Here is a 24,937-nt window from a genome sequence, read left to right as displayed (position 1 = left end):
CTTATCTGTTTAAATAAACCCAACCTGCAATCGGCTTTCTATTGTCTTTGTTGAAATAAATAATGTAATAATAGGTTCCCGCTGGGACACCTAAGTCCTTGTTAATACTTGACCCTACATTAAACTTTCCATCCCACCAGGTAACCTTGCCTTTTCCTTTGTTATCATGTTCAAAGACTTTATTACCCCATCGGTTATAAACCTCTAACCTGAAGTTAGGATAATCCGCTAAAGCTGGTATTATTAATGTATCATTTACACCATCTCCATTTGGAGAGAACCCTTCTGGTACTAGATCACAGTCAGTAATATCAATATGATCAGGTATTCCATCTTCATCACAATCTAACATAGACTCATTCTCTGTAAATGTTCCATCATTATCATCATCAGTATCTAGATAATTAGGAATACCATCACCATCCCAATCATCATTAGTTGGATCTCCATCTACAGTGACTACATCTTCATCAGCAGTATCTATTCCATCACCATCATCATCTACATCTTGGAAATCTCTAATACCATCTCCATCTGTATCAATTGGATTAACAATTAATACGCCACTATCTGGAACTACTTCGATTCCGTCATACAATCCGTTCTTTCCAAAGGCTGAACTATCTCCATCAATCACTCCATCATTATTTGCATCTGGAGCGCCTGATCCTGATTCTACTAAATCAAATACACCGTCTCCATCTGAGTCTAAATCTAAATGATCTGGAATACCATCACTGTCGGTATCTAAGGTAAAATCTCCACCGTTCTCTACTAAATCTGGAATCCCATCATTATCATCATCAATATCCACATTATCTGGCACGCCATCTCCGTCTGAATCTACATCAACATCTGGATCTAAGTAATCTGGGATACCATCATTATCGGTATCATCGTTTGTACCATCTCCATCCTTATCAATATCTTCATCTTTAGTATCAATTCCATCTCCGTCATCATCAGTATCAAGATAATCTGGGATACCATCGCCATCGGTATCATCATTTGAGTTATCACCATCATTATCTACATCTTCATCTTTGGTATCTACTCCATCTCCATCATCATCAGTATCTAAATAATCTGGTGTTCCATCACCATCGGTATCATCATCTGAGTTATCTCCATTATTATTGACATCTTCATCTTTGGTATCTACTCCATCACCATCATCATCGGTATCTAAATAATTTGGGATACCATCGCCATCGGTGTCATCATCTGAATTATCTCCGTTATTATTTACATCTTCATCTTTAGTATCTACGCCATCATTATCATCATCTGAGTCTAAATAGTTTGGTGTTCCGTCTCCATCACTATCATCATCTGTTGGATTCCCATCCTTATCAATGTCTTCATCTTTAGTATCAATACCATCGCCATCATCATCTGTATCTAAATAATTTGGAACGCCATCTCCATCACTATCATCATTTTCTGGATCTCCATCTTTATCTACATCTTCATCTTTGGTGTCAACACCATCGCCATCATCATCAGTATCTAAATAATCTGGAATACCATCGCCATCTGAATCGTCATCTTTTGGATCGTTATCTTTATCAATGTCTTCATCTTTAGTATCAACACCATCTCCATCATCATCGGTATCTAAATAATTTGGTGTTCCGTCTCCATCACTATCATCATCTGCTGAATTACCGTCATTATCGATATCTTCATCTTTGGTATCTACTCCATCATTATCATCATCGGTATCTAAATAGTTTGGTATACCATCGCCATCGGTATCATCATTGGTTGGATCTCCATCTGTTGTAACAACATCCTCATCTTTAGTATCTAAGCCATCACCATCATCATCGGTATCTAAATAGTTAGGAATACCATCTCCATCGGTATCATCATCTTTTGAATCTCCATTAGTATTCACATCCTCATCCTTAGTATCAATACCATCGCCATCATCATCGGTATCTAAATAATTTGGAATGCCATCTCCATCTGAGTCATCATCTGCTGGATTACCGTCTTTATCTACATCTTCATCTTTAGTGTCTACGCCATCATTATCATCATCTACATCTTGGAAGTTTGGAATACCATCACCATCGGTATCAGTAATTGGTAAACTAACTCCTCCATTAGCTGAATCTACACTATCATCTAATCCATTGTTATTAGTATCATTCATAAGGCTACCATCTGGATTAATCGCATCAACTATTCCGTCATTGTTGGTATCTATTCCGCCTGCTTCAATGATATCTTTTACTCCATCACCATCTGAATCTAAGTCTAAATGATCTGGTGTACCATCGCCATCGGTATCTCTATTTGGATCTCCTTTTTGCTCTACAGCATCTGGAATTCCATCATTGTCATCATCGATATCAATTGAATCTGGAATCCCATCGCCATCAGTATCATCTGGATCTAAATAATCTGGGGTACCATCACCATCACTATCATCATTAGTTGCATCACCATCATTATTATTATCCTCATCTTTAGTATCAACTCCATCGTTATCATCATCGGTATCTAGATAATTTGGTGTACCATCATTATCGGTATCATCATTGGTAGCATCATTGTCTTTATCTACATCTTCATCTTTGGTATCTACGCCATCGCCATCATCATCGGTATCTAGATAATTTGGTGTGCCATCATTATCAGTGTCATCATCTTTTGAATCTCCATTATTATTTACATCTTCATCCTTAGTATCAATACCATCGCCATCATCATCGGTATCTAAATAGTTTGGTGTGCCATCACCATCCGTATCGTCATCTTTTGAATCTCCATCTTTATCGATATCTTCATCCTTAGTATCTACACCATCACCATCATCATCGGTATCTAGATAGTTTGGTGTTCCGTCACCATCCGTATCATCATCTTTTGAATCTCCATTGTTATTGACATCTTCATCTTTAGTATCAACGCCATCACCATCATCATCGGTATCTAAATAGTTTGGTGTACCATCGCCATCGGTGTCATCATCTTTTGAATCTCCATTGTTATTGACATCCTCATCTTTAGTGTCTACTCCATCTCCGTCATCATCAGTATCTAGATAATTCGGAATACCATCTTTATCGGTATCATCATCTTTTGAATCTCCATTGTTATTGACATCCTCATCTTTAGTATCAACGCCATCACCATCATCATCGGTATCTAAATAATTTGGTATACCATCACCATCGGTATCATCATCTTTTGAATCTCCATTGTTATTGACATCTTCATCTTTGGTATCAACACCATCGCCATCATCATCATCATCTAAATAATTTGGTATACCATCGCCATCGGTATCATCGTCGGTTAAATCACCATCAGTATCTACATCTTCGTCTTTGGTAGCTACACCATCTCCATCATCATCGGTATCTAAATAGTTTGGTATCCCATCGCCATCGGTATCATCATCTCTTGGATTTCCATTGGTTGTAACAACATCTTCGTCTTTGGTATCAATTCCATCGCCATCATCATCGGTGTCTTGGAAATCTGGAATACCATCGCCATCGGTATCTGTTATTGGCAGTGCTGTTCCTCCATTATCTGAATCTACTGCATCATCTAATCCATCATTGTCTGTATCATTTTTTAAACTTCCATCTGGATTGATGTCATCTATTTTTCCATCATTATTAGCATCTGTTCCTCCTGCTTCTACAATGTCTTTTACGCCATCGCCATCTGAGTCTAGATCTAAATGATCTGGGATTCCATCGCCATCGGTATCTAAGGTTGGATTTCCTTTTTGTTCTACCGTATCTGGAATTCCATCATTATCGTCATCGATATCTGTAATATCTGGAATACCATCACCATCGGTATCTAATGCTTCTCTAAAATCTACCTCTGGTGTTGATGGGTCATCTGTATTTGCTGTATCTGCTGCTCCATTGTTTTGGTCATCATTTACATCAAATAATCCTCCTGTTGTAGCTACATCATCATACACATCTATAAGACCATCTCCATCGGTATCATTATTTGAGTTAGAAGACATTAAACCTGCTTCTATCGTATCATTTTCTCCATCATTATCTGAATCGGTATCTAAATAATCTGGGGTTCCATCACCGTCGGTATCCACTGCTTGTAATCCTTGATCGCCTGTACCTTCATAATTCTCTAATAAGCCATCACCGTCGGTATCTGAATTTCCTGGTACTACATAACCTGACGTTGTTTGTGCTTCTACATTATCTGGAATTCCATCATTGTCTGAATCGATATCCAATTCATTTGGAATCCCATCGGCATCACTGTCTATACCATCATTTACTGTAAAGACTGGGAACGTTCCTGGTCCTGAAGGCTCAGATGTTCCATTAACTTGTGATGGAGTGGCTGTCGTTGTATTTCCTTCAAACAATCCGTTAATTCCACAAATATTAAATAACACAGATCCTAAGTTTGTATTGGCCGTAGCGGACAATAAATTTGCTGAGAATCTAATTTCAAATTCTGATGAATTATAATAGTTAAAGTAGGCTGCCAATTTAGGCGATAAATCTACTCCTGAATACGTATCGTCTGGTCCTGTAAATGTTACCTTACCTGATGAAGGATTTGAATTTACAGTGATTAAACTTTGGCTATCTATTGCATACAACCCTGGTCGTGATAAAATCACGGCCTCTTGCGCATTAGCTCCATCGATATCATAAATAACTCCACCGATTCTTCCTATATTAAATTGATTTGAGGTTCCATCTAACACAAATTTTACTTTAAATGCCATCTGTGCTGGATTACCTCCTACTGGTACCGTAAATTCTGGTTGCCATGCATTTGGATCTCCTGTGGTTCCTTTATCAATATTTAATAAAGAGGCTCCTCCTACAATATCTGTAATCTCAACAATAGCATCTACAATACCTATAGATCCTCCATAATCTGCTACATTCTCAAATCTGTATTGTGCATTAATAGAACCATCTCCTGTTAATCCTGTTCCTGCAACATAGGTTGGGCTTGTAAAATTAACTGTTGGGAATCCACATGGGTCAGCAGCATTTGCTGTTGGTGTAAAGCCTAATGATTCTACTGAATCTAAGATTCCATCATTATCATCATCTTTATCTACTGTATCTTTTATACCATCGCCATCTGTATCTTTATTCGCTTCTGAAGCTGGTGTACTATCATCTCTAAAATCTACTTCTGCTGTATTTGCATTCTGATCATTCGGGAATCCTGTTACATCTTGTCCTCCATTTGTTGCTGCGTCAATTGATGTAATACCTGCTGCATCTAAATCATATCCGTCATCAATTCCATCACCATCAGTATCATTTCCTGTCGCTGTTGTATCTGCGATATTATCTCCGTTAGTATCGTAAGCCTCTATCGAGTCTGAAATACCATCATTATCTGAATCGCTGTCTAAATAATCTGGAACATCTGTTCCGTCTGAATTTACAGGAGCATTCTTTAAAATACCTGACCCTGGTGTTGTTTCATAATTATCTGCCAAGCCATTACCATCGGTATCAACACCTGGTGCTTGATATCCTATAGTAGATTGTGCTTCTATGGTATCTACAATTCCATCGTCATCAGCATCTAAATCTAAATGATTTGGACCTCCTGTTCCATCGGTATTCTCTGGAGTTGTTATGGGTGTTCCTCCATTATCTGGATCATACGCATCATCAATTCCATCGCCATCGGTATCCATCCCTTTTGGTGCTATATAAGAAGCATGTGCTTGGGACTCTAAATTATCTGTAATACCATCGCCATCGGAATCTACATCTAAGTAATCTGGCTTACCTGTTCCATCTGTATTTGTTGTGGTTAATGGTGTTGCAGCTGTAGCATCATCTAATCCGTCATTATTGGCATCGGTAAAACCGTCTATTTTTCCATCACCATTAGCATCTGTTCCTCCTGCTTCTTGCGTGTCTGTCATACCATCGCCATCGGAATCTAAATCTAAATGGTTTGGAATTCCATCACCATCTGAATCTAAGGTAGGATTTCCTCCTTGTTCTACTGTATCTGGGATACCATCATTATCATCGTCTAAATCTACCGAGTCTTTTATACCATCGCCATCAGTGTCTTTCTCCACAATGATGCTTATCGTTCCTTGGTTAGACTCTAATCCACTATCATCTTTTACAGTATAAGGTATTGTTGCGGTTCCTGTAAAGTTATCTGCTGGATCTAAAGTAACTACACCACTAGGATCTACTGTCCAAACTCCTGCTGGAGTGGTTATCGTACTTTGTTGTCCTGGTGTACTTGGATCTAAATCTACTGTAGTAGCGTCTATAGTTCCATCTGGGTCTGTATCGTTACTCGTTACATTTACAGATACATTAGCGCCTTCTGTAGTTGTTGCTGTATCATCTACTGCTGCTGGTGAATCATCTACTGGAGTCACCGTTACAGAAATAGTTCCTGGTGTGGTAGCTTCTAATCCGTTGTTATCTTGTACTGTATACGGTAAACTTGCCGTTCCTGTAAAATTCGTTACCGGTTCAAAGGTAACAACACCACTTGGGTTTACAGTCCAAAGACCTTCTGGTGTGGTTATTGTATTTTGTACTCCTGGTGTAATAGGGTCTAAATCTACCGTATTTGGATCTATAGATCCATCTACATCCGTATCATTAGAAACTACATTTATAGTCGCTTTACTTTCTTCGGTAATCGTTACCATATCATCTACAATAACGGGTGCATCATTAACAGCACTTACCGTAATATTTAATGTACTAGTATCTGTAGGTGTACCTGTTCCGTCTGTTACGGTATAAACTACCTCTGGGAATGCTCCCGTGAAATCTCCTAAAGCCGTAAACTCATAACTACCATCGTCATTTATTGTTAAGGTTCCTTTTCCTGCAATGGTAACGGGTTGATTAACGGGATAGGTATCTGTTCCTATTTTAAATTCTACTATCGATAAGCTATCTTGATTAGGATCGGTATCATTTGATAATAAACCTAATGCTAGAACTGTAATGGTTCCGCCTTCTACCACCGTATTGGTATCTGCATTTGCAGATGGTGGTAAAGGAATATTTGGTGTAGTTACCGTTACCGTTGCTGTATCACATAATCCACTTGAATCACAAACTTGGTATTCAAATGTGTCCGTTCCTGAGATAAATGTAGCATCGGGTGTATAGGTAATGGTTCCATTTGGATTCACATTTACCGTACCTTTTGCTGGATTGGATGTAATGTTTGAAATTACCAATCCACTATCATCAATATCTGTATCATTACTTAATACTGGAATCACCACTGGTGTCTCTGAATTAGTAGCTACTGCATCATCCATTGCTACGGGTGCATCGTTGACTGGGTCTACCGTTACTGTTATAGTTCCGTTATTCGATATTGTACCTCCATTGTCTTTCACATTGTATGGCAGACTTGCCGTTCCATTAAAGTCATCTTTTGGATCAAAAGTTACAATTCCATTAGCATCAACACTCCAAACTCCTTCTGGGGTAGTAATCGTGTTTTGAACCCCACTTGTGGTTGGGTCTAAGTCTACCGTTGTCTTATCAATCGTTCCATCTGAATCTGTATCGTTAGCCGTTACATCGATCGTAGCATTCGTATCCTCATCTACTGTAACTGTATCATTAGTCGCTACTGGTGCGTCATTCACTGAATTTACCGTAACGGTAATCGTTCCTGGTGTAGTAGATTCTAAGCCATTGTTATCTTTTATAGTATATGGCAGACTTGCCGTTCCATTAAAGTTATCTACCGGATCAAAGGTTACTACTCCACTGGTGTTGACACTCCAAACTCCTTCTGGGGTTGTTAATGTATTTTGTACACCTGGACTGCTTGGGTCTAAATCTACCGTACTTGGATCGATAGCCCCATCTACATCCGTATCATTAGTCGCTACATTTACAGTAGCTGTTGCATCTTCATCAATAGTAACAGCGTCATTGTTTGCAACGGGTGCATCATTGACTGGGGTTACTGTGATGTTTAAAGTACCCTCTGAATCTGCTGTACTGGTTCCATCACTTACCGTATAGGTAATCTCTGGGAAGGCGCCGTTAAAATCTCCTAAGGCAGTAAACTCATAACTACCATCTGAATTGATCGTAATCGTTCCTTTTCCTGCTATCGTTGCGGGTTGTCCTACCGTAAAGGTTTGAGCTCCTATCTTAATTCCGACAACGGTTAAACCATCTAAATTTGCATCTGTATCATTGGCTAATACTCCTAGGGTTGGAACACTTACTGTTCCGCCTTCCGCTACGGTATTAGTATCTGGATTTGCTGTTGGTGATAATGGCGTGTTTGGTACACTTACCGTTACCGTTGCCGTATCACATGCATTTGAGGTATCACAAACGCGATACTCAAAACTATCGGTTCCATTGATAAAACCTGCATTTGGTGTATAGGTAATCGTTCCATCTGGATTAATCATTACCGATCCTTTGGTTGGATTAGTCGTGATTAAAGAAACTGTTAAATCATCGCCATCTACATCATTATCATTGGTTAATACGGGTATAATAACGGGTGTATTTGGATTGGTTCCTATCGCATCATTAGTAGCTACTGGTGCATCATTTACTGCACTTACTACAACCGAGACTGCTCCACTATTAGACTCAGCGCCTTGATCATCTTGTACTGTATAGGTAATACTCGCTGTTCCATTATAGTTATCTACTGGATCAAAGGTTAAAAGACCATTGCCATCTACTGTCCAAACGCCTTCTGGTGTGGTTACACTGTCTTGTACGCCTGCTGTATTTGGATCTAAGTCTATTGTTGCTTTATCAATAGTCGCTGCTCCTTCTAAATCTGTATCATTGGTGATGATATTAACCGTAGCATTCACATCTTCTGTAGTGGTTGCACTATCTGTATTGGCTACTGGTGGATCATTCTCTGGAGTTACGCTCATGGTAATAGTTCCTTGATTCGATACCGTACCGCTATCATCTTTTACTGTATATGGTAATGTCGCTGTTCCGTTAAAATCATCTTTTGGATCAAAAGTAACGACACCATTTGTATCAACACTCCAAGTTCCTTCTGGAGTCGTAATACTAGTGTCTTGTCCTGGGGTACTTGGATCTAAATCTACACTTGCTTTATTAATCGTACCATCGACATCTGTATCATTTGAAACTACATCAATTGTTCCTGTCTGATCTTCGCTAATTGTCTTAGCATCATTGTTCGCTACAGGTGCATCGTTGACTGGGTCTACCGTTACTGTTATAGTTCCGTTATTCGATATTGTACCTCCATTGTCTTTCACATTGTATGGCAGACTTGCCGTTCCATTAAAATCATCTTTTGGATCAAAAGTTACAATTCCATTAGCATCAACACTCCAAACTCCTTCTGGGGTAGTAATCGTGTTTTGAACCCCACTTGTGGTTGGGTCTAAGTCTACCGTTGTCTTATCAATCGTTCCATCTGAATCTGTATCGTTAGCCGTTACATCGATCGTAGCATTCGTATCCTCATCTACTGTAACTGTATCATTAGTCGCTACTGGTGCGTCATTCACTGAATTTACCGTAACGGTAATCGTTCCTGGTGTAGTAGATTCTAAGCCATTGTTATCTTTTATAGTATATGGCAGACTTGCCGTTCCATTAAAGTTATCTACCGGATCAAAGGTTACTACTCCACTGGTGTTGACACTCCAAACTCCTTCTGGGGTTGTTAATGTATTTTGTACACCTGGACTGCTTGGGTCTAAATCTACCGTACTTGGATCGATAGCCCCATCTACATCCGTATCATTAGTCGCTACATTTACAGTAGCTGTTGCATCTTCATCAATAGTAACAGCGTCATTGTTTGCAACGGGTGCATCATTGACTGGGGTTACTGTGATGTTTAAAGTACCCTCTGAATCTGCTGTACTGGTTCCATCACTTACCGTATAGGTAATCTCTGGGAAGGCGCCGTTAAAATCTCCTAAGGCAGTAAACTCATAACTACCATCTGAATTGATCGTAATCGTTCCTTTTCCTGCTATCGTTGCGGGTTGTCCTACCGTAAAGGTTTGAGCTCCTATCTTAATTCCGACAACCGTTAAACCATCTAAATTTGCATCTGTATCATTGGCTAATACTCCTAGGGTTGGAACACTTACTGTTCCGCCTTCCGCTACGGTATTAGTATCTGGATTTGCTGTTGGTGATAATGGCGTGTTTGGTACACTTACTGTTACCGTTGCTGTATCACATGCATTTGAGGTATCACAAACGCGATACTCAAAACTATCGGTTCCATTGATAAAACCTGCATTTGGTGTATAAGTAATCGTTCCATCTGGATTAATCATTACCGATCCTTTGGTTGGATTGGTAGTGATTAAAGAAACTGTTAAATCATCGCCATCTACATCATTATCATTGGTTAATACGGGTATAATAACGGGTGTATTTGGATTGGTTCCTATCGCATCATTAGTAGCTACTGGTGCATCATTTACTGCACTTACTACAACCGAGACTGCTCCACTATTAGACTCAGCGCCTTGATCATCTTTTACTGTATAAGTAATACTCGCTGTTCCATTATAGTTGTCTACTGGATCAAAGGTTAAAAGACCATTGCCATCTACTGTCCAAACGCCTTCTGGAGTAGTGATACTATCTTGTACGCCTGCTGTATTTGGGTCTAAGTCTATCGTTGCTTTATCAATAGTCGCTGCTCCTTCTAAATCTGTATCATTGGTGATGATATTTACCGTAGCATTCACATCTTCTGTAGTGGTTGCACTATCTGCATTGGCTACTGGTGGATCATTCTCTGGAGTTACGCTCATGGTAATAGTTCCTTGATTCGATACCGTACCGCTATCATCTTTTACCGTATATGGTAATGTCGCTGTTCCGTTAAAATCATCTTTTGGATCAAAAGTAACGACCCCATTTGTATCAACACTCCAAGTTCCTTCTGGAGTCGTAATACTCGTGTCTTGTCCTGGGGTACTTGGATCTAAATCTACACTTGCTTTATTAATCGTACCATCGACATCTGTATCATTTGAAACTACATCAATTGTTCCTGTCTGATCTTCACTAATTGTCTTAGCATCATTGTTCGCTACAGGTGCATCGTTGACTGCATTTACAGTAACTTTTTGATTTGAAGTAGCTGTTCCTCCTTGTCCATCACTTATCTCATACGGAATTGTTGCCAATCCATTAAAATCATCTTTTGGATCAAAACTTATCGCTCCTGATGCATCGATTGTTACTACGCCTTCTGGTAACGTGATTGTTTGTGCTCCTCCTGTTAAAGCAACTCCTCCTATTTTAGTAACTGATAAAGTTCCTCCATCGATATCACTATCGCCTGTTAATGGCAATAAAGTAACTGGTGTTTCTTCATTGGTTGTATAGGTGTCTTCTACTGCTATCGGTGCATCATTAACAACCGTTACTGTAATCTTTTGATTTGAAGTGGTTGTCTCTCCTTGTCCATCGGTTATTTCATATGGAATTGTTACCAATCCATTGAAATCATCTTTTGGTGTAAAACTAATCACCCCTGATGCATCTATTGTTACTACACCATCTGTTAAGGTAATCGTTTGTGCATTTCCTGTTAAGGTAGTGCCTCCTATTTTAGTAATCGAAACGGTACCTCCATCTGGATCACTATCTCCTGTTAATGGCATTAATGTAACTGCCATTTCTTCTGGAGTTGTATAGGTATCTTCTGCCGCTATTGGCGGTGTGTTTGCTAATGGAATACTAATCGTTGCTGGACTAGCATCTTCTAAGCCTTCATTATCTTTTGCCGCAAGGGTAAAGCTTGTATTTACATTGCTTGTTCCATCTGGGTCAAAGGTTAAGGTCGCTACTTCTGTAGGGCTTAACTCTTCTGAAGATGTTACTGTTTTTATTGTACCTGTTCCATCTTCTGTGTATTGTAAAACGCCTCCACTTGGTAAGGTTTTTATAACATAACCTGCAACACTTCCATCTGGGTCATTTGCCGTAAAGGTTGGCAATGCTGTTGGTCCTGCCGAGCTACTAATAGCTGGCGCTGTTTTATTATCCGTTGTTGGTGGTGCATTCAGTGGAATGGTATAGGTTGCTCCGCTTGTATCTGTTACGCCGTCATCATCTTTGGCTGCAACAGTAAAGGTTTGATCGGTACTGGTAGTTCCTGCTGGGTCAAAGGTTAAGGTGTTCGCTTCTGCGACACTTAATTCTTCGCCTTCTGTAACTGTTTTTATAGTGCCTGTTCCGTCTTCTGTATATTGTAAGCTACCTCCTGTTGGTAAATTGGTAAATATATAACCTGCAATCGTTCCATCTGTATCGGTTCCTGTTGGTGGTGGTAATAGAGTTGCTCCTGCTTCGGTACTGATTGTTGGACTGGTTACCGCATTGGTGTCTGGTCCTACATTGGCTGCCGTCACTGATAATGAAGCGCTACTTGTTGCGGTAAAACATGCGTTGTTTGCATGGGTAACCGTTACAAAGTATTCTTTACCATTTAAATTTAATGGGGTACCTGTAATTGTTAACGTTTTGGTGGTTGTTCCGCCATAAGGGGCTGCATCTGTTAATGCAACACCTGATCCTGATGGATCGCCTAAATACCAGGTATATCGTAATCCTGAATCTGCATTGTTGGCTGTACCGTAAGTTGGTGTTCCTCCGCTATATGCCGTTGCACTCTCTGCTGAGGCGGATACCGTAAAATTGGTGTCGTTACCTTCTACTGTGGTGGTACTAGATGGGGTTGAAGCTAAGGCAGTAGCTTTTACTGCGATAATCTCATCGCCTGTAGCGCCATTATAACTGGTTGCTAAAATAGCTCCTGATGTAGTTACTTGACCCATAGCGTTTACGCCATCGCCATCTACAAGACCATCATTATTTGCATCGATTCCTCCTGATTCTATTGAGTCTTTACATCCATCGCCATCACTGTCTAAATCTTTATCATTTGCGATGCCATCATCATCAATATCTCCTGTTCCTTCTACTGTATCTAAAATACCATCATTATCATCGTCTAAATCATTAACATCCGAAACGCCATCTTCATCGGTATCTTTTTCTACCGTTAATGTAGCACTGGTTGTGGATGTAAAACAACTATTGTTTTGATGGGTAACCTCCACATAATATACATTCCCATTTAAACTCAATGGAGTTCCTGTAATGGCTAACGTATTTGTGGTAACGCCTCCATAAGGTGCTGTATTTGTTAAGGCTGTTCCGCCACTTGCTGGATCGCCTAAATACCATTGGTATCGTAAATCTGAATCGCCATTATTAGCTGTTCCATAGGTGGGTGTTCCTCCGCTATAAGCTGTTGCGTTTTCTGCTGAAGCTGTTACGGTTAAACTTGTATCTACTGTATCTCTTACCGTTCTATTGGCTGGTGTTGCAGCATCTACCGTTACTTTGGATGCTATTATTTCTTTTCCAGTAACTCCATCATATCCGCCTGAGCCGCCTGTGACTTTACCATCACTATCAAAGCCTGTTCCATCTAATTTACCATCCGCTGGTGTGGTATCTACTCCACCTGATTCTAATACATCATTACAGCCATCGCCATCGGAATCTGAATCTAAGTAATTTGGTATGCTATCGTTATCGGTATCTACACAGGCTACTCCTGTTGATGACGGGGTAGTAATATTCATAATAAAACCTCCTGCACTTGAACCGTTTGTTAATCTTATTTCTACAACATCTCCAGCTTGAACACTTTGGTTAATAACCTCACTAGCTGGAAGTTTCCATTCGTATCCATCAATATAACTTTCTAAAACTCCATTTACAAAAACTTCTACATAATCATCAATGGTTTCATCCTCTACACCAATTTGAATCGTAGCATTTGCTGCCATCGTTTGCTTGAAAACAAACACCCATGTTCCTTTCCCATCTGCAGAATACATTGGATCCACATAAGTACCTGGAAGTAATGTAGTAGAATGAGCTATAAATGTCTTTATAGGATTATTATAGGGTGATGTGCTATTTATATCTCCAGTAACAGCAGTATTGGAACCATCTGGTTGTTCATTAGATTCTCCTGCATTTAACATATAATTATTACTACTCGAATCTGTTGTACTTGTCCACCTTAATTCTGGTTGATTACCTAATACATTATTAGCATCTCTAGATTGTTTATCATTATTGCTATCGATACCATCAACATTAGTAACTCCAAAATGACCATCATAATAAGAAACATGCCAGTAACCTAAAGGTTGTGTAGCATTAGCTACCAAAGTAGGACACTCTACAGCATCTAAAATACCATCGTTGTCATCATCTAAATCACATTTATCATCTATACCATCATTGTCTGAATCTATACCAGACGGGTTAGGACAAGAACAAGCTGTAATTGCTGCGTTTCTAGATTCTCCAATTGTTTGGGTAGTAATAGTGTCTATAACACCGTCTTTATTTGCATCGGCACCTGTTAATCTTCCACTTGTTAAATTTGATTCTACAAATGTTCCATTACCTTCTACAGCATCAAAACATCCATCTGCATCACTGTCTAAATCTAAGTAATCAGGTATGTTATCACTATCTGTATCTTGTGGACAAATTCCAATTAAATTTAAAACAGCTCGGTTATAAGACTCTGTTCCATTTGCAACTGTATGTGTTAAGTTGCTTTGTGCTGTAATTCCTGTTTCGTATTGTATTAAGGTATTTAAACCGTCATTTTCTGTAGAATTTGTTAAGTCTGAACCTTGACCATAAGAACCTGCTGTATTTGTCACTTTACGAACAGAAATAGTTTTCCAATTATTTTCTGCTGTTGCAATTAAAGCTTCTGTAGAACTGGTTGAAATAGCTAAAAAATGATTATCTGACAAAGAGCCTCCAACTGGAAACGTTGTTGCTGTAGATGGTATTGATATTGGGAAATTATATTCTATTGGACTAATACCTCCGTCTACATTTCTTTCAGATTCGGCAGAACCACTATCAACCTCTATTGAGGAAACATTATCATATTCTAAAATAGTAACAATCATTTCATCTCCTGAATTACTTGGTATACTAAAATCTGTAAAATCAATGTTTTGTATACCAGAAGGAATATCAGTACCAGACAACTCATAAATATAAAGAGAATTTGATATCTTAGCTTCCAAACCGCTCTTTTTAAAAGCTGATTGGGCTCCTGTCCTTTTTCTTATAGTCGTAGTTCCATATTTAAGATCTGGTATTGTTGCTCCATTAGTTAATGGATTACTATTAATTTCTTCGTAATTATCTCCATATGGAGTTGGTGTATGGTCTCTTTCTATAGAAACTATAAAAATTAATTTTTTTCCTAGTTTAGGATTCGCTTCATATGTCATTGTTGGTATTCCAGAAGTTCCAGATCCAGATGAAGAAACTGTTGTCTTTTTTCTAAATACTGGACTACAATCACCACCTCCACCTTCATCTACATCTAAGATACCATCATTATCATCATCTAAATCACAAGCATCATCAATACCATCGTTATCTGAATCTACTCCTGATGGGTTTGGACACACACAGCTTTTTAATAATGCATTTTGTGAATCTCCTTTGGTTTGATTTGTACCATCTATTTGACCATTTGGATTTGTACCTGTACTTGGTAACTCTCCATCTGTTAAATCTGCCTCGGTATAAGTTCCAGCTCCTTCTACGGCATCAAAACAACCATCGCCATCAGAGTCTAAGTCTAAATTGTCTGGTATACCATCACTATCTGTATCACAAATACCTACATTGTCTTTAAGTTCTGTAGATCTATCTATATAAATCTCTTCTAGTTTTGTATTTACTGTTGTTCCTGAAATACCATACAATCTAAATTTGTTCGCTAAGAATTTAAGATTAGTTGTGGTAATAAATTCTCCTCCACCTGCTGCATTTATTTGAGAACCTGAAGCCGTGAATTCGTTAGAAATTGGTTTCCATGTACCACTATTATTATCATAAGCTTGTAATATTACTTTAGATCCATTTGATAAAAAAGTATTTGTATTTGCTGTACCATGATCGTGTCTAATTCTATTAATTAAAATTGGACATGCTGTTGTAAACTCATAAAGAGATTTATTTGCGATATCTTCTCCATTTGTATAATAAACTGAATTAGCATCTGGGAAAGCCCCATCTATAACATTAGCAATGGCACCTGTTTGCAAAGTTATGTCTGTTGTTATTGGTGTTATGATTGCTGTTCGATCAAAACCTGCATAATTCTGAGTTAAACAGTCTGTAACTGCTTGACAACTTTCTTCTGTATCTAAAATACCATCGTTATCTGAATCTAAATCACATCTATTATCTATACCATCTCCATCTGTATCTATACCAGACGCGAAAGGACATGGGCAACTTTTTACTAAATCGTTTTGTGAATCTCCAATAATTTGATTTATACCATCTACTTGACCATTTGGATTTACACCTGTACTTGGCAATCTACCATCTGTTAAATTAGCTTCGGTATAATTTTCTGAACCTTCTAAAGCATCAAAACATCCATCTCCATCTGAGTCTGAATCTAAACTATTAATAATTCCATCTCCATCTATATCTCCAGATCCTTCTACAGTATCTAAAATACCATCATTATCATCATCTAAATCTACAGTATCTAAAATACCATCTTTGTCTGTGTCTGTACAATCTTTTATCGTATTATCTAAAGCATTTGAGTAGGTAGAAGTGTAATCTGTTGTTCCGTCGTTTGCAGTACCACCATTAGCTCCGTTATCTACAGCATCTACTAACCCATCATTATTAGCATCTACATTTGGGAATTGAAAATTAGCTGTAGCATTTGTAGTAGCACCTGCTTCTAAAGCATCTGAACATCCATCTTTATCACTATCTAAATCGAAATGATTATAAATACCATCTCCATCAGTATCACAAGTAGGTCCTTCACTAAATGTTGGGCTTGTTATAGATAAATTAATATCTGCAAGATACCCAACTGCTAACGCCCAAGTCTGTATTGGAAGTCCTGTTTTTTCAACATGCATTGTATATGTTCCTCCAGAAGGTCTACTCCATAATTGTGCCGTTGATGTTCCATTTCCAGCATCAAAAACTTCAATTTTAAAATCATGATCATCTAAACCATTCCAACCACCAACCCCAACTCCAAACAATCCCCATGTAAAGGCTCCTAAACCTGTATTTGATTGTATTGATAAAGCTGTACTTAATGTATATGCTGGATCATCTGTACCAATATTAGCATAAGGAAATATATTTAAAAAGAAATCACTATTATCACCTCTTTTATGCCATGCAACAGTAAGCGGTAAGCTAAGTTCTTCTGGTAGTGTTTGCCCAACACTCCAAGAATTTGTATTTACTGTTAGTTGACCATCATCATCTTTATCTGCAACTAATTGCGGAAAAGTATCATTGTTAGCTGTTAGACTAACAGCTACGTTTCCATCATCATCTAACCATTTACCATCATATTCTTTAAAACTTGTTATTGTACCAACAGGATTACATTCATCTGTATCTAATACACCATCATTATCATCATCTAAATCATCTCTATTACTTACTCCATCACCGTCAAAATCACAACTATCACCGTAATGATTTGGATCTGGACAAGGGCAGTTGTTTCCTTGTATATCTTTATCTAACGCATATGTTGTATACGTTGATGTATAGTCTGTTGTTCCATCTCCACCAGAATCTACACTAGTATTTAATCCATTAGTATTCCCTGCACTTGGGTTTAATTGTGCATTATTTATACTTGACATTGTGTTTGCACTGGCATCTGTACCATTACCATTAGTAACAGTGGCTGATTGAAAATCAACATTGTTTGCTGGTACTCCTGCTTCTAAAGCATCTGGGCAACCATCACCATCACTATCTAAATCAAAATGATTCGGAACACCATCATTATCAGTATCAATATTACATGCTAATAAATCAGCAGAACCCGCAAAAGGGATTGTTGATACAGAAAAACCAAACCATGTTTCGTTTCTATCAAAATTAAAATTTAATTCTGTTTGTGCTCCATTAACTTCTAATGTTCCATTACCTCCTTGTGAAGGATTATTTTGCGCTTGTATTTTAAAAGAATCTAGCTGAGTTAATGAAAAGTTTTTCTCTAATGTAACCTGTTGATTAAAAGTCATAATTGGAGTAACACCTAAACCTCCCAAAGACCATATATGAATTCTAGGCGAAAGTACAGCCTCAGAAAAGGTAAGTTTATAATCTCCAGCTTTTGTAATTTGAGGTACTTTTCGTTTTGTTATATCAGGAGTTGCAGGACAGAAACCCGTAGGGTCATCAAAATAAGGAGGATGATTTTGAATCCCAATAACTGCATTTATACCTGTAGGAAATTTTAAGCTCACATCTATTGTAACTCCTTCTACTACTAGTTCTCCTAGTAATTTATTTGAATCTGTTGGGTCTACCTCTATCCAAGTAATAAATTGATCAAATTGTCTATCAACCATACATGTTTCAGACGGTGGTACTACGCAATTTTGATGTTTCTCTTCAGTATCTAAAACTCCATCATTATCATCGTCTAAATCTAAACTATTAACAATTCCATCTCCATCAAAATCACAGTTGTCTGCATATTTATTTGGATCTGAACATGCTGGTAGCGGGCAATTTGCTCCTTGTACATTTTTATCTAATGCATTTGCTGCATAGGAAGGTGCATAATCTGGAGTCCCATCTTTTGGGGTATTATCTACACTGTCATTTAAACCATCATTATTTGTATCTGTACCATTAGCGTTTAATTGCGCATTATCTATACTAGATGTAGTGTTTGCACTTGCATCTGTTCCATTTCCATTAGTTACAGTTGCTGCTAGTAAATCTGAATTGTTCGTTGGAACTCCTGCTTCTAAAGTATCTGGGCATCCATCGCCATCAGAATCTAAGTCTAAACTATTTATAATACCATCATTATCTATGTCTAAAAAGTTTGAAGTTTGACATGTACTTACACCATCTACCCATACTGAACCTGTATTTCTTGTAAATGTTAAAACATCTGTTGGCGCTGTTACTGTAAAACTAAAATATTGTAATTGATCTTCTGCTGTCCAACTGGTAACACTTAAACTACCTGTACCTTCGTCTGTAACAGTGATTGTACCTGAGCCATTTCTATCTGCCATGCTTAATGTGATAACACCACCTGTAGCTATTTCTGAAGGTAGCGTAAGTACAAGAATATCGTTTGCTCTTAAATATGCACTATTTGCATTTGTTGCTGTTGTACCTTCTGCCAAAATTGCTCCTGTTGAATTACTTTCGAGATCTACACCTACAGATCCAGTTGTTGAGTTTCCATTTACAAAAGAACTACACATGTTTTCTACGGTGTCTAAAACGCCGTCATTATCATCATCTAAATCTACACCATCTAATACACCATCTCCGTCTGTGTCTGTACAATCTTTTAAAGTATTGTCTATGGCTTTTGCATAAGTTAACGTATAATCTGTTGTACCATCGTTTGCAGTACCTCCATTAGCTCCATTATCTACTGCATCTACTAATCCATCGTTATTAGTATCTACATCAGGAAACTTATAATCAGCTGTTGTATCTGTTGTTGCTCCTGCTTCTAGTGCATCCGAACAACCATCTCCATCACTGTCTAAATCGAAACGATTTTCATCTGCATCATTATCTGTATTACAAGTAGGTACTGAGGTATCTACAGTAAAATTATTTATATTATTACATATATATGAAGACCTGTTTGTAGTAGTACCATCTCCAAAAGCTCCATTTGAATTATGACCAACATTACAATAATCTCCAGATGCAGATATTAATGGAGTTAAATGTCCTCCGTTTTCTACTAAATCGTAAGTATTAGACGCTGTACCATTTGGAATTGATGGTAATCTCTCAATGTCATTATCTAGTCCAACTATTTTTCTTTCATCATTAAAACCCCAACTTAATAAAGATTTATCTGATAATAATACTGAAGCAGTAGCGTTTGATTCTCCATCGTTATCTTGTGCAGAAAGAAAAACAACATTATCTAAGTCTGCTGTACCAGCTGGGTTTTGAACAGTTACCCATGTTCTTGATTCTGTTATATTTGAACCAATTCCTAATTGACCAACATTATTAGCTCCTAAACTATATACTTTACCATTACTTCCTAAAACATAATATACAGATGCTGATACTTCTGCACTATAACTTGTTGCAATTTGAATAGCCGTAACTCCAGAAGGTAAAGGGTTTGTCATTAATGTAGGGACAAGTAATCCATCTTCATCATCTATACCTGTTCCATTTCCAAGATAACCTCCTCTACCCCATGTATAAAGATCTCCACTATTAGTAAGAGCAAAAGCAGATCGTCCATTATAACGAACTTCTTTTACTGATGTTAAATTTGCTTTTTTCCATATTGTATCGTCATTTTGATCATCTCCTCCATTTCCTAAAACAGCATTTATAGAATTTGCACCATCATTTAATACCCAAACATCTCCAGAATTAGTTAATATCATAATTGCTTTTGATGAAGCTGTTATTTTTTTAACATCTGTAGGACTAACTGAAGGCGGCATATTTAGAGACTGAAAACTATTTCCTACTGATGAAAAAACATCATAATTACCCCATACATATAAACCAGTAGTTGTCATCAAGGCAAATTGCACTTTAGCATCACCATTAGAACCTAAAGTAGCATGAAGTGGTGTTCCTGTATAATTATAGCTATTTGCTGAAGTTATTGGTGTAGGAACCAAATGGTCGGAGGTTCCATTAGCTCTAGAATTCTCACCATGCACAGTAAACTCTGAACCCGTTTTTACAATTACAGAATGAAAAGATGATTGAACAATATCTGTTAAGTGAGTTAAAAACTGTCCTCCTCCAGTAGATAAACCACATTCATCTGTATCTAAAACACCATCATTATCATCATCAAGATCTGTATCGTTACATATACCGTCTCCATCAAAATCATCGCCATCGTCTTTTCCACCAACAGTACCTGCACATTGTAAACTATAGTTGTAGTTTTTAGGTTGTACAGAAGTATTCGTTTTATTAGTTTCTAAGATCCAATCTCCTTTTTTACCGGTAATATTAGTTGAAGCCGAAATAATTATTTTAAGCTCATGCTCTAAAAGTAATACTGCTTTTTCACCTTTTTCTCCTTTGGCAAATTCACAACCATATATATTAAGATGTTTGTTGTTCTTTAAAAGATTTTTTTCTTTTAAAAATTCTGCTATCTGACTAGCGTTTAACCATTTATTATTAATAAAAAGTTCTCCTGATTTACCATGTGTAAATAGGTGAAACGTTTTATTAGCGCTTTGTTTTTCTAACGCTGATATAAGATGAGTTTTTTCTTGGACGTTCGTTTCTAAATAATAGTTATTAGAAACGGCAGCAACCAAACATGTACCTCTTTTCCCTTTGAAGAATGGGTTAATACTCAAAAATTTCGTCCCTGAATTATGAGTATTTGTAGTAATAGTTTTAGAAATACTGCCGTTATGGTCTAGGGACACATTTGCTTTTAGGGTTTGGTTAAAACCAAAAGCCAATAAGACTACTAATAAATGTAACTTTTTTCTCATCTTTAAAATTTTTTAATTTTTATTATAGAGGCATTAATAAAATCCTCTTACTCGTTGTTTATTTTTTACTTACTCTATTTTCTGAAAAAATGTATTTGGGAGATGTTTGTTTATTCACATACTGAAAATGGTCATATTTATCTAGCACCAAAATTGGAGCTAGATAAACTGACCTTCTGATAAAGAAAACTTCATTGTTGGAAGTATTATTAATACTCCATAAACTTCTACTCTTTTTCAAGTATTGTTTACATGATCTTAAAAGATCAGATATTTGTGGGGTGCGAATTTTCATATCAAAATATTATTTATAGGCATAGCCATGTTATGTTTTTTTACAACATAATTTTTTACATATTCTTTTTGGTATTATGAGGGAATGCTTAAATAATAAGCTTTAAGTAAAAAACAACTTAAATAAAATACCTAATTGGGTGAACTATTAAAAGTTCATTTTTGGGATAGCAATCGTAATCTGTGTTCTTGTTCTTAACAAGAATCACGAAGAGGAATGTTACTTCTTCTTTGTGGGGCGCAAAATTTCATATCAAAATATTATTTTATAGGCAAAAGCCATGTTATGTTTTTACAACATAGTTTTTTGCATACTATTTTGGTATAATGAGGGATGTTTACTTGTTTAGGTGAGTGAACACCTAAATTTTAAACTTTAAGTTAATAATAACTTAAATATAATACCTAATTGGATGAACTATTTAAAGTTCTTTTTTTGGGATAGCAATCGTAATGTATTTTCTTGTGTTTTACAAGGGTCACGAAGAGGAACGTTAATTCTTCTTTGCGGGGACTAAAATGTTATAATAAGAAACTTAAAATGTAGCTATCTATAGTCTACGAATAAGTTACGGTTCAAATCTATGAATATTTTTTTTAAATATCCAAACAAAAACCGCAAAAACTTTAAAAAAAATTACAACTCCAATAAAATCAATACATACGATTGTATTTTTTAGAAGTTTTTCTCCTTTTTTAACTGGTCATATGCCTCTTGAACCTTCTGAAATTTAGCTTCTGCACCATTAATATGCTCTTTTCCCATACCTTGAAGCTTATCTGGATGATATTTTTTAACCATTTTTCTATAGGCTTTTTTTATCTCTGCAACAGTTGCATTTTTATCAATTTCTAAGATGGTATATGCGTTATTTATTTCATTAAAAAACATGGCTTTTATAGAGTCAAAATCTCGTTGATTTATATATAGATATCCAGCTATTTTTTTTATTTCGTCTACTTCAGATGTTTCAACAAAATTATCTGCTTTTGCAATTCCAAAAAGAAAATGAATTAATTGTAATCTAGAAGCATGTGGCATATGCTGTCTAATTTGCATACATACTTGTCTGGCAGAGATTTGTTTTTTTATGATTCCTTTAAACAACTTAAATGCATTTTCTGCTCTTTGCTTGCCATACATGCCAATAAATTGCTGTCTCACATATTCTAATTCTCTTTTATCTATTTTACCATCTGCTTTTATTACGATAGCCGCTAAGACTAATAAACTTATTTCAAAATCACCAGATTGTATTTCCGCCTTTCCTCCTACTCTAGATTGCCTAGCATATTTTTCTTGTTCTTTAGAAAAATCGTCTCCAGAAAAACCATCAACAAAACTTCCTACTGCAAAACCAATAATACCACCTATTGGACCACCAAAAGAAAATCCTAAACTTGCTCCTAACCATTTTGCAAAACTTGCCATACTCTTATTTTATTTAGATTCAAATATAGCTAAAAACATTTCGATTTTATCAGTATCTTTGTACTCTAAAAATAAATATTTATGTATCCAGAAGAATTAGTAAAACCAATGCGTGACGAATTAATTAACGCTGGTTTTGATGCTTTATATACAGCGGAAGATGTAGAAACTGCTTTAGCAAAAGAAGGAACAACTTTAGTAATGGTAAATTCTGTTTGTGGTTGTGCAGCAGGAACTGCAAGACCGGGAGCCATTGCTTCTTTAGGCGCAGATAAATTCCCAGATAACTTAACTACTGTTTTTGCTGGTGTAGAAAAAGAATCTACTTCTAAAGCAAGAGAGTTTATGATTCCTTTTCCTCCTTCTTCTCCAGCTATTGCATTGTTTAAAGATGGTGCTTTAGTTCATATGTTAGAACGTCATCACATAGAAGGAAGATCGGCACAAATGATTGCACAAAATTTAGCAGGTGCTTACGAAGAATTCTGTTAATCCTTTCCTAAATCCTTCCCTAAAGGAAGATATTTTAAAAGAAGCACGATTTTAGAGAATAAGAATTAAGACAAAAATCCATTCAATACGAATGGATTTTTTTATTTTTAACTAATGAATAAAAAACAAATTATAGCCAACACAATTATCTTTGTAAAAGAAACTTTAAAAAATGCTGAAGGGGGTCATGATTGGTTTCATATAGAACGTGTCTATAAAAATGCCTTATTAATTGCAAAACATGAACCTGTAGATCTTTTTATTATTTCTTTAGGTTCTTTATTGCATGATATTGCTGATGCTAAATTTTATGATGGTGATGAATCTATTGGACCAAAAAAAGCACGATTATTTTTAGAAAATGAACATGTTGATGAAGAAACTATTGTTCATATAGAAAACATCATCAACTTTATTTCTTTTAAGACAAGTTTTTCTTCTGATAAAAAATTTACGTCGAAAGAGTTAGAAGTTATTCAGGATGCAGATCGGTTAGATGCAATTGGTGCTATAGGAATTGCTAGATGTTTTAATTATGGTGGATTTAAAAACAGAAGTTTATACAATCCTGATATTGCTCCAAATTTAAACATGACTAAAGAGGAATATAAAAATTCTACATCGCCAACCATTAATCATTTTTATGAAAAATTATTACTTTTAAAAGACAAAATGAACACAAAAACTGGGAGGCAAATCGCCTCTGATAGACATGTATTTATGGAAGGTTTTTTACAACGTTTTTTTGATGAATGGAATGGTGAAAAGTGATTTTTTTAGCAAAAACGAAAATTATTAAAAAATGCTGTTTTTGATGTTTTTTTAGTTATTTTATTTCTTTTTTGACCTGTTTTTAAGTAAAATTCGCTTTTTTTGACTTATTGTAAAAATTACTTTTTTCTAGAAAAACACCTTTTAATTACTTAAAAATTAATTTTCTTTTGCCACTTCCAAAGAGGTAATTTTATATTCTAAAATAGATAATTTTTCTCCAGATTCTATTATTTGATCTGGTGTTAAATTTTGATTAGAATTTACAAAATCTAACACTTTTTTACTTCTAAATGAATAATATTCTAATGCTAAATCAATTTTATCTTTCATGTTTTTTTTCTTTT

The 24,937-nt window shown here is 36.5% G+C and carries 5 protein-coding genes; 2 read left to right on the top strand and 3 right to left on the bottom strand.

Annotated elements, in window-relative coordinates:
• Position 1 precedes the first annotated feature (1 nt).
• Together OD91_RS09125 and OD91_RS09120 are read right to left on the bottom strand one after the other, a co-directional pair.
• Positions 2-21,601 (bottom strand): Ig-like domain-containing protein, encoded by a 21,600-nt coding sequence (locus OD91_RS09125; protein ID WP_144896081.1) that lies wholly within the window; start codon positions 21,599-21,601, stop codon positions 2-4.
• A 970-nt stretch (positions 21,602-22,571) separates the two neighbouring features.
• Positions 22,572-23,327 carry a TerB family tellurite resistance protein gene (locus tag OD91_RS09120; protein ID WP_144896080.1) on the bottom strand — a complete coding sequence of 252 codons (756 nt, stop codon included), beginning with the start codon at positions 23,325-23,327 and terminating at the stop codon, positions 22,572-22,574.
• 81 nt (positions 23,328-23,408) lie between these two features.
• Between OD91_RS09120 and OD91_RS09115 the strand changes: the two genes are divergently transcribed.
• Both OD91_RS09115 and OD91_RS09110 read left to right on the top strand, forming a co-directional pair.
• Positions 23,409-23,819 (top strand): BrxA/BrxB family bacilliredoxin, encoded by a 411-nt coding sequence (locus OD91_RS09115; protein ID WP_144896079.1) that lies wholly within the window; start codon positions 23,409-23,411, stop codon positions 23,817-23,819.
• A 114-nt stretch (positions 23,820-23,933) separates the two neighbouring features.
• Entirely contained in the window at positions 23,934-24,590 is a 657-nt protein-coding gene (locus OD91_RS09110; protein WP_144896078.1) for an HD domain-containing protein, read from the top strand.
• A gap of 159 nt (positions 24,591-24,749) precedes the next feature.
• Here the strand turns inward: OD91_RS09110 and OD91_RS13520 are convergent, their stop codons facing one another.
• Positions 24,750-24,923, bottom strand: a complete 174-nt coding sequence (locus OD91_RS13520) for a hypothetical protein (RefSeq protein WP_186434432.1) — start codon at positions 24,921-24,923, stop codon at positions 24,750-24,752.
• Between the last annotated feature and the right edge of the window lie 14 nt (positions 24,924-24,937).

Source organism: Lutibacter sp. Hel_I_33_5 (genome assembly GCF_007827455.1).
Taxonomy (GTDB): Bacteria; Bacteroidota; Bacteroidia; order Flavobacteriales; family Flavobacteriaceae; genus Polaribacter.
The sequence above is the reverse complement of the archived record's forward strand: the minus strand, read 5'-3'. Positions and strand labels throughout refer to the sequence as shown.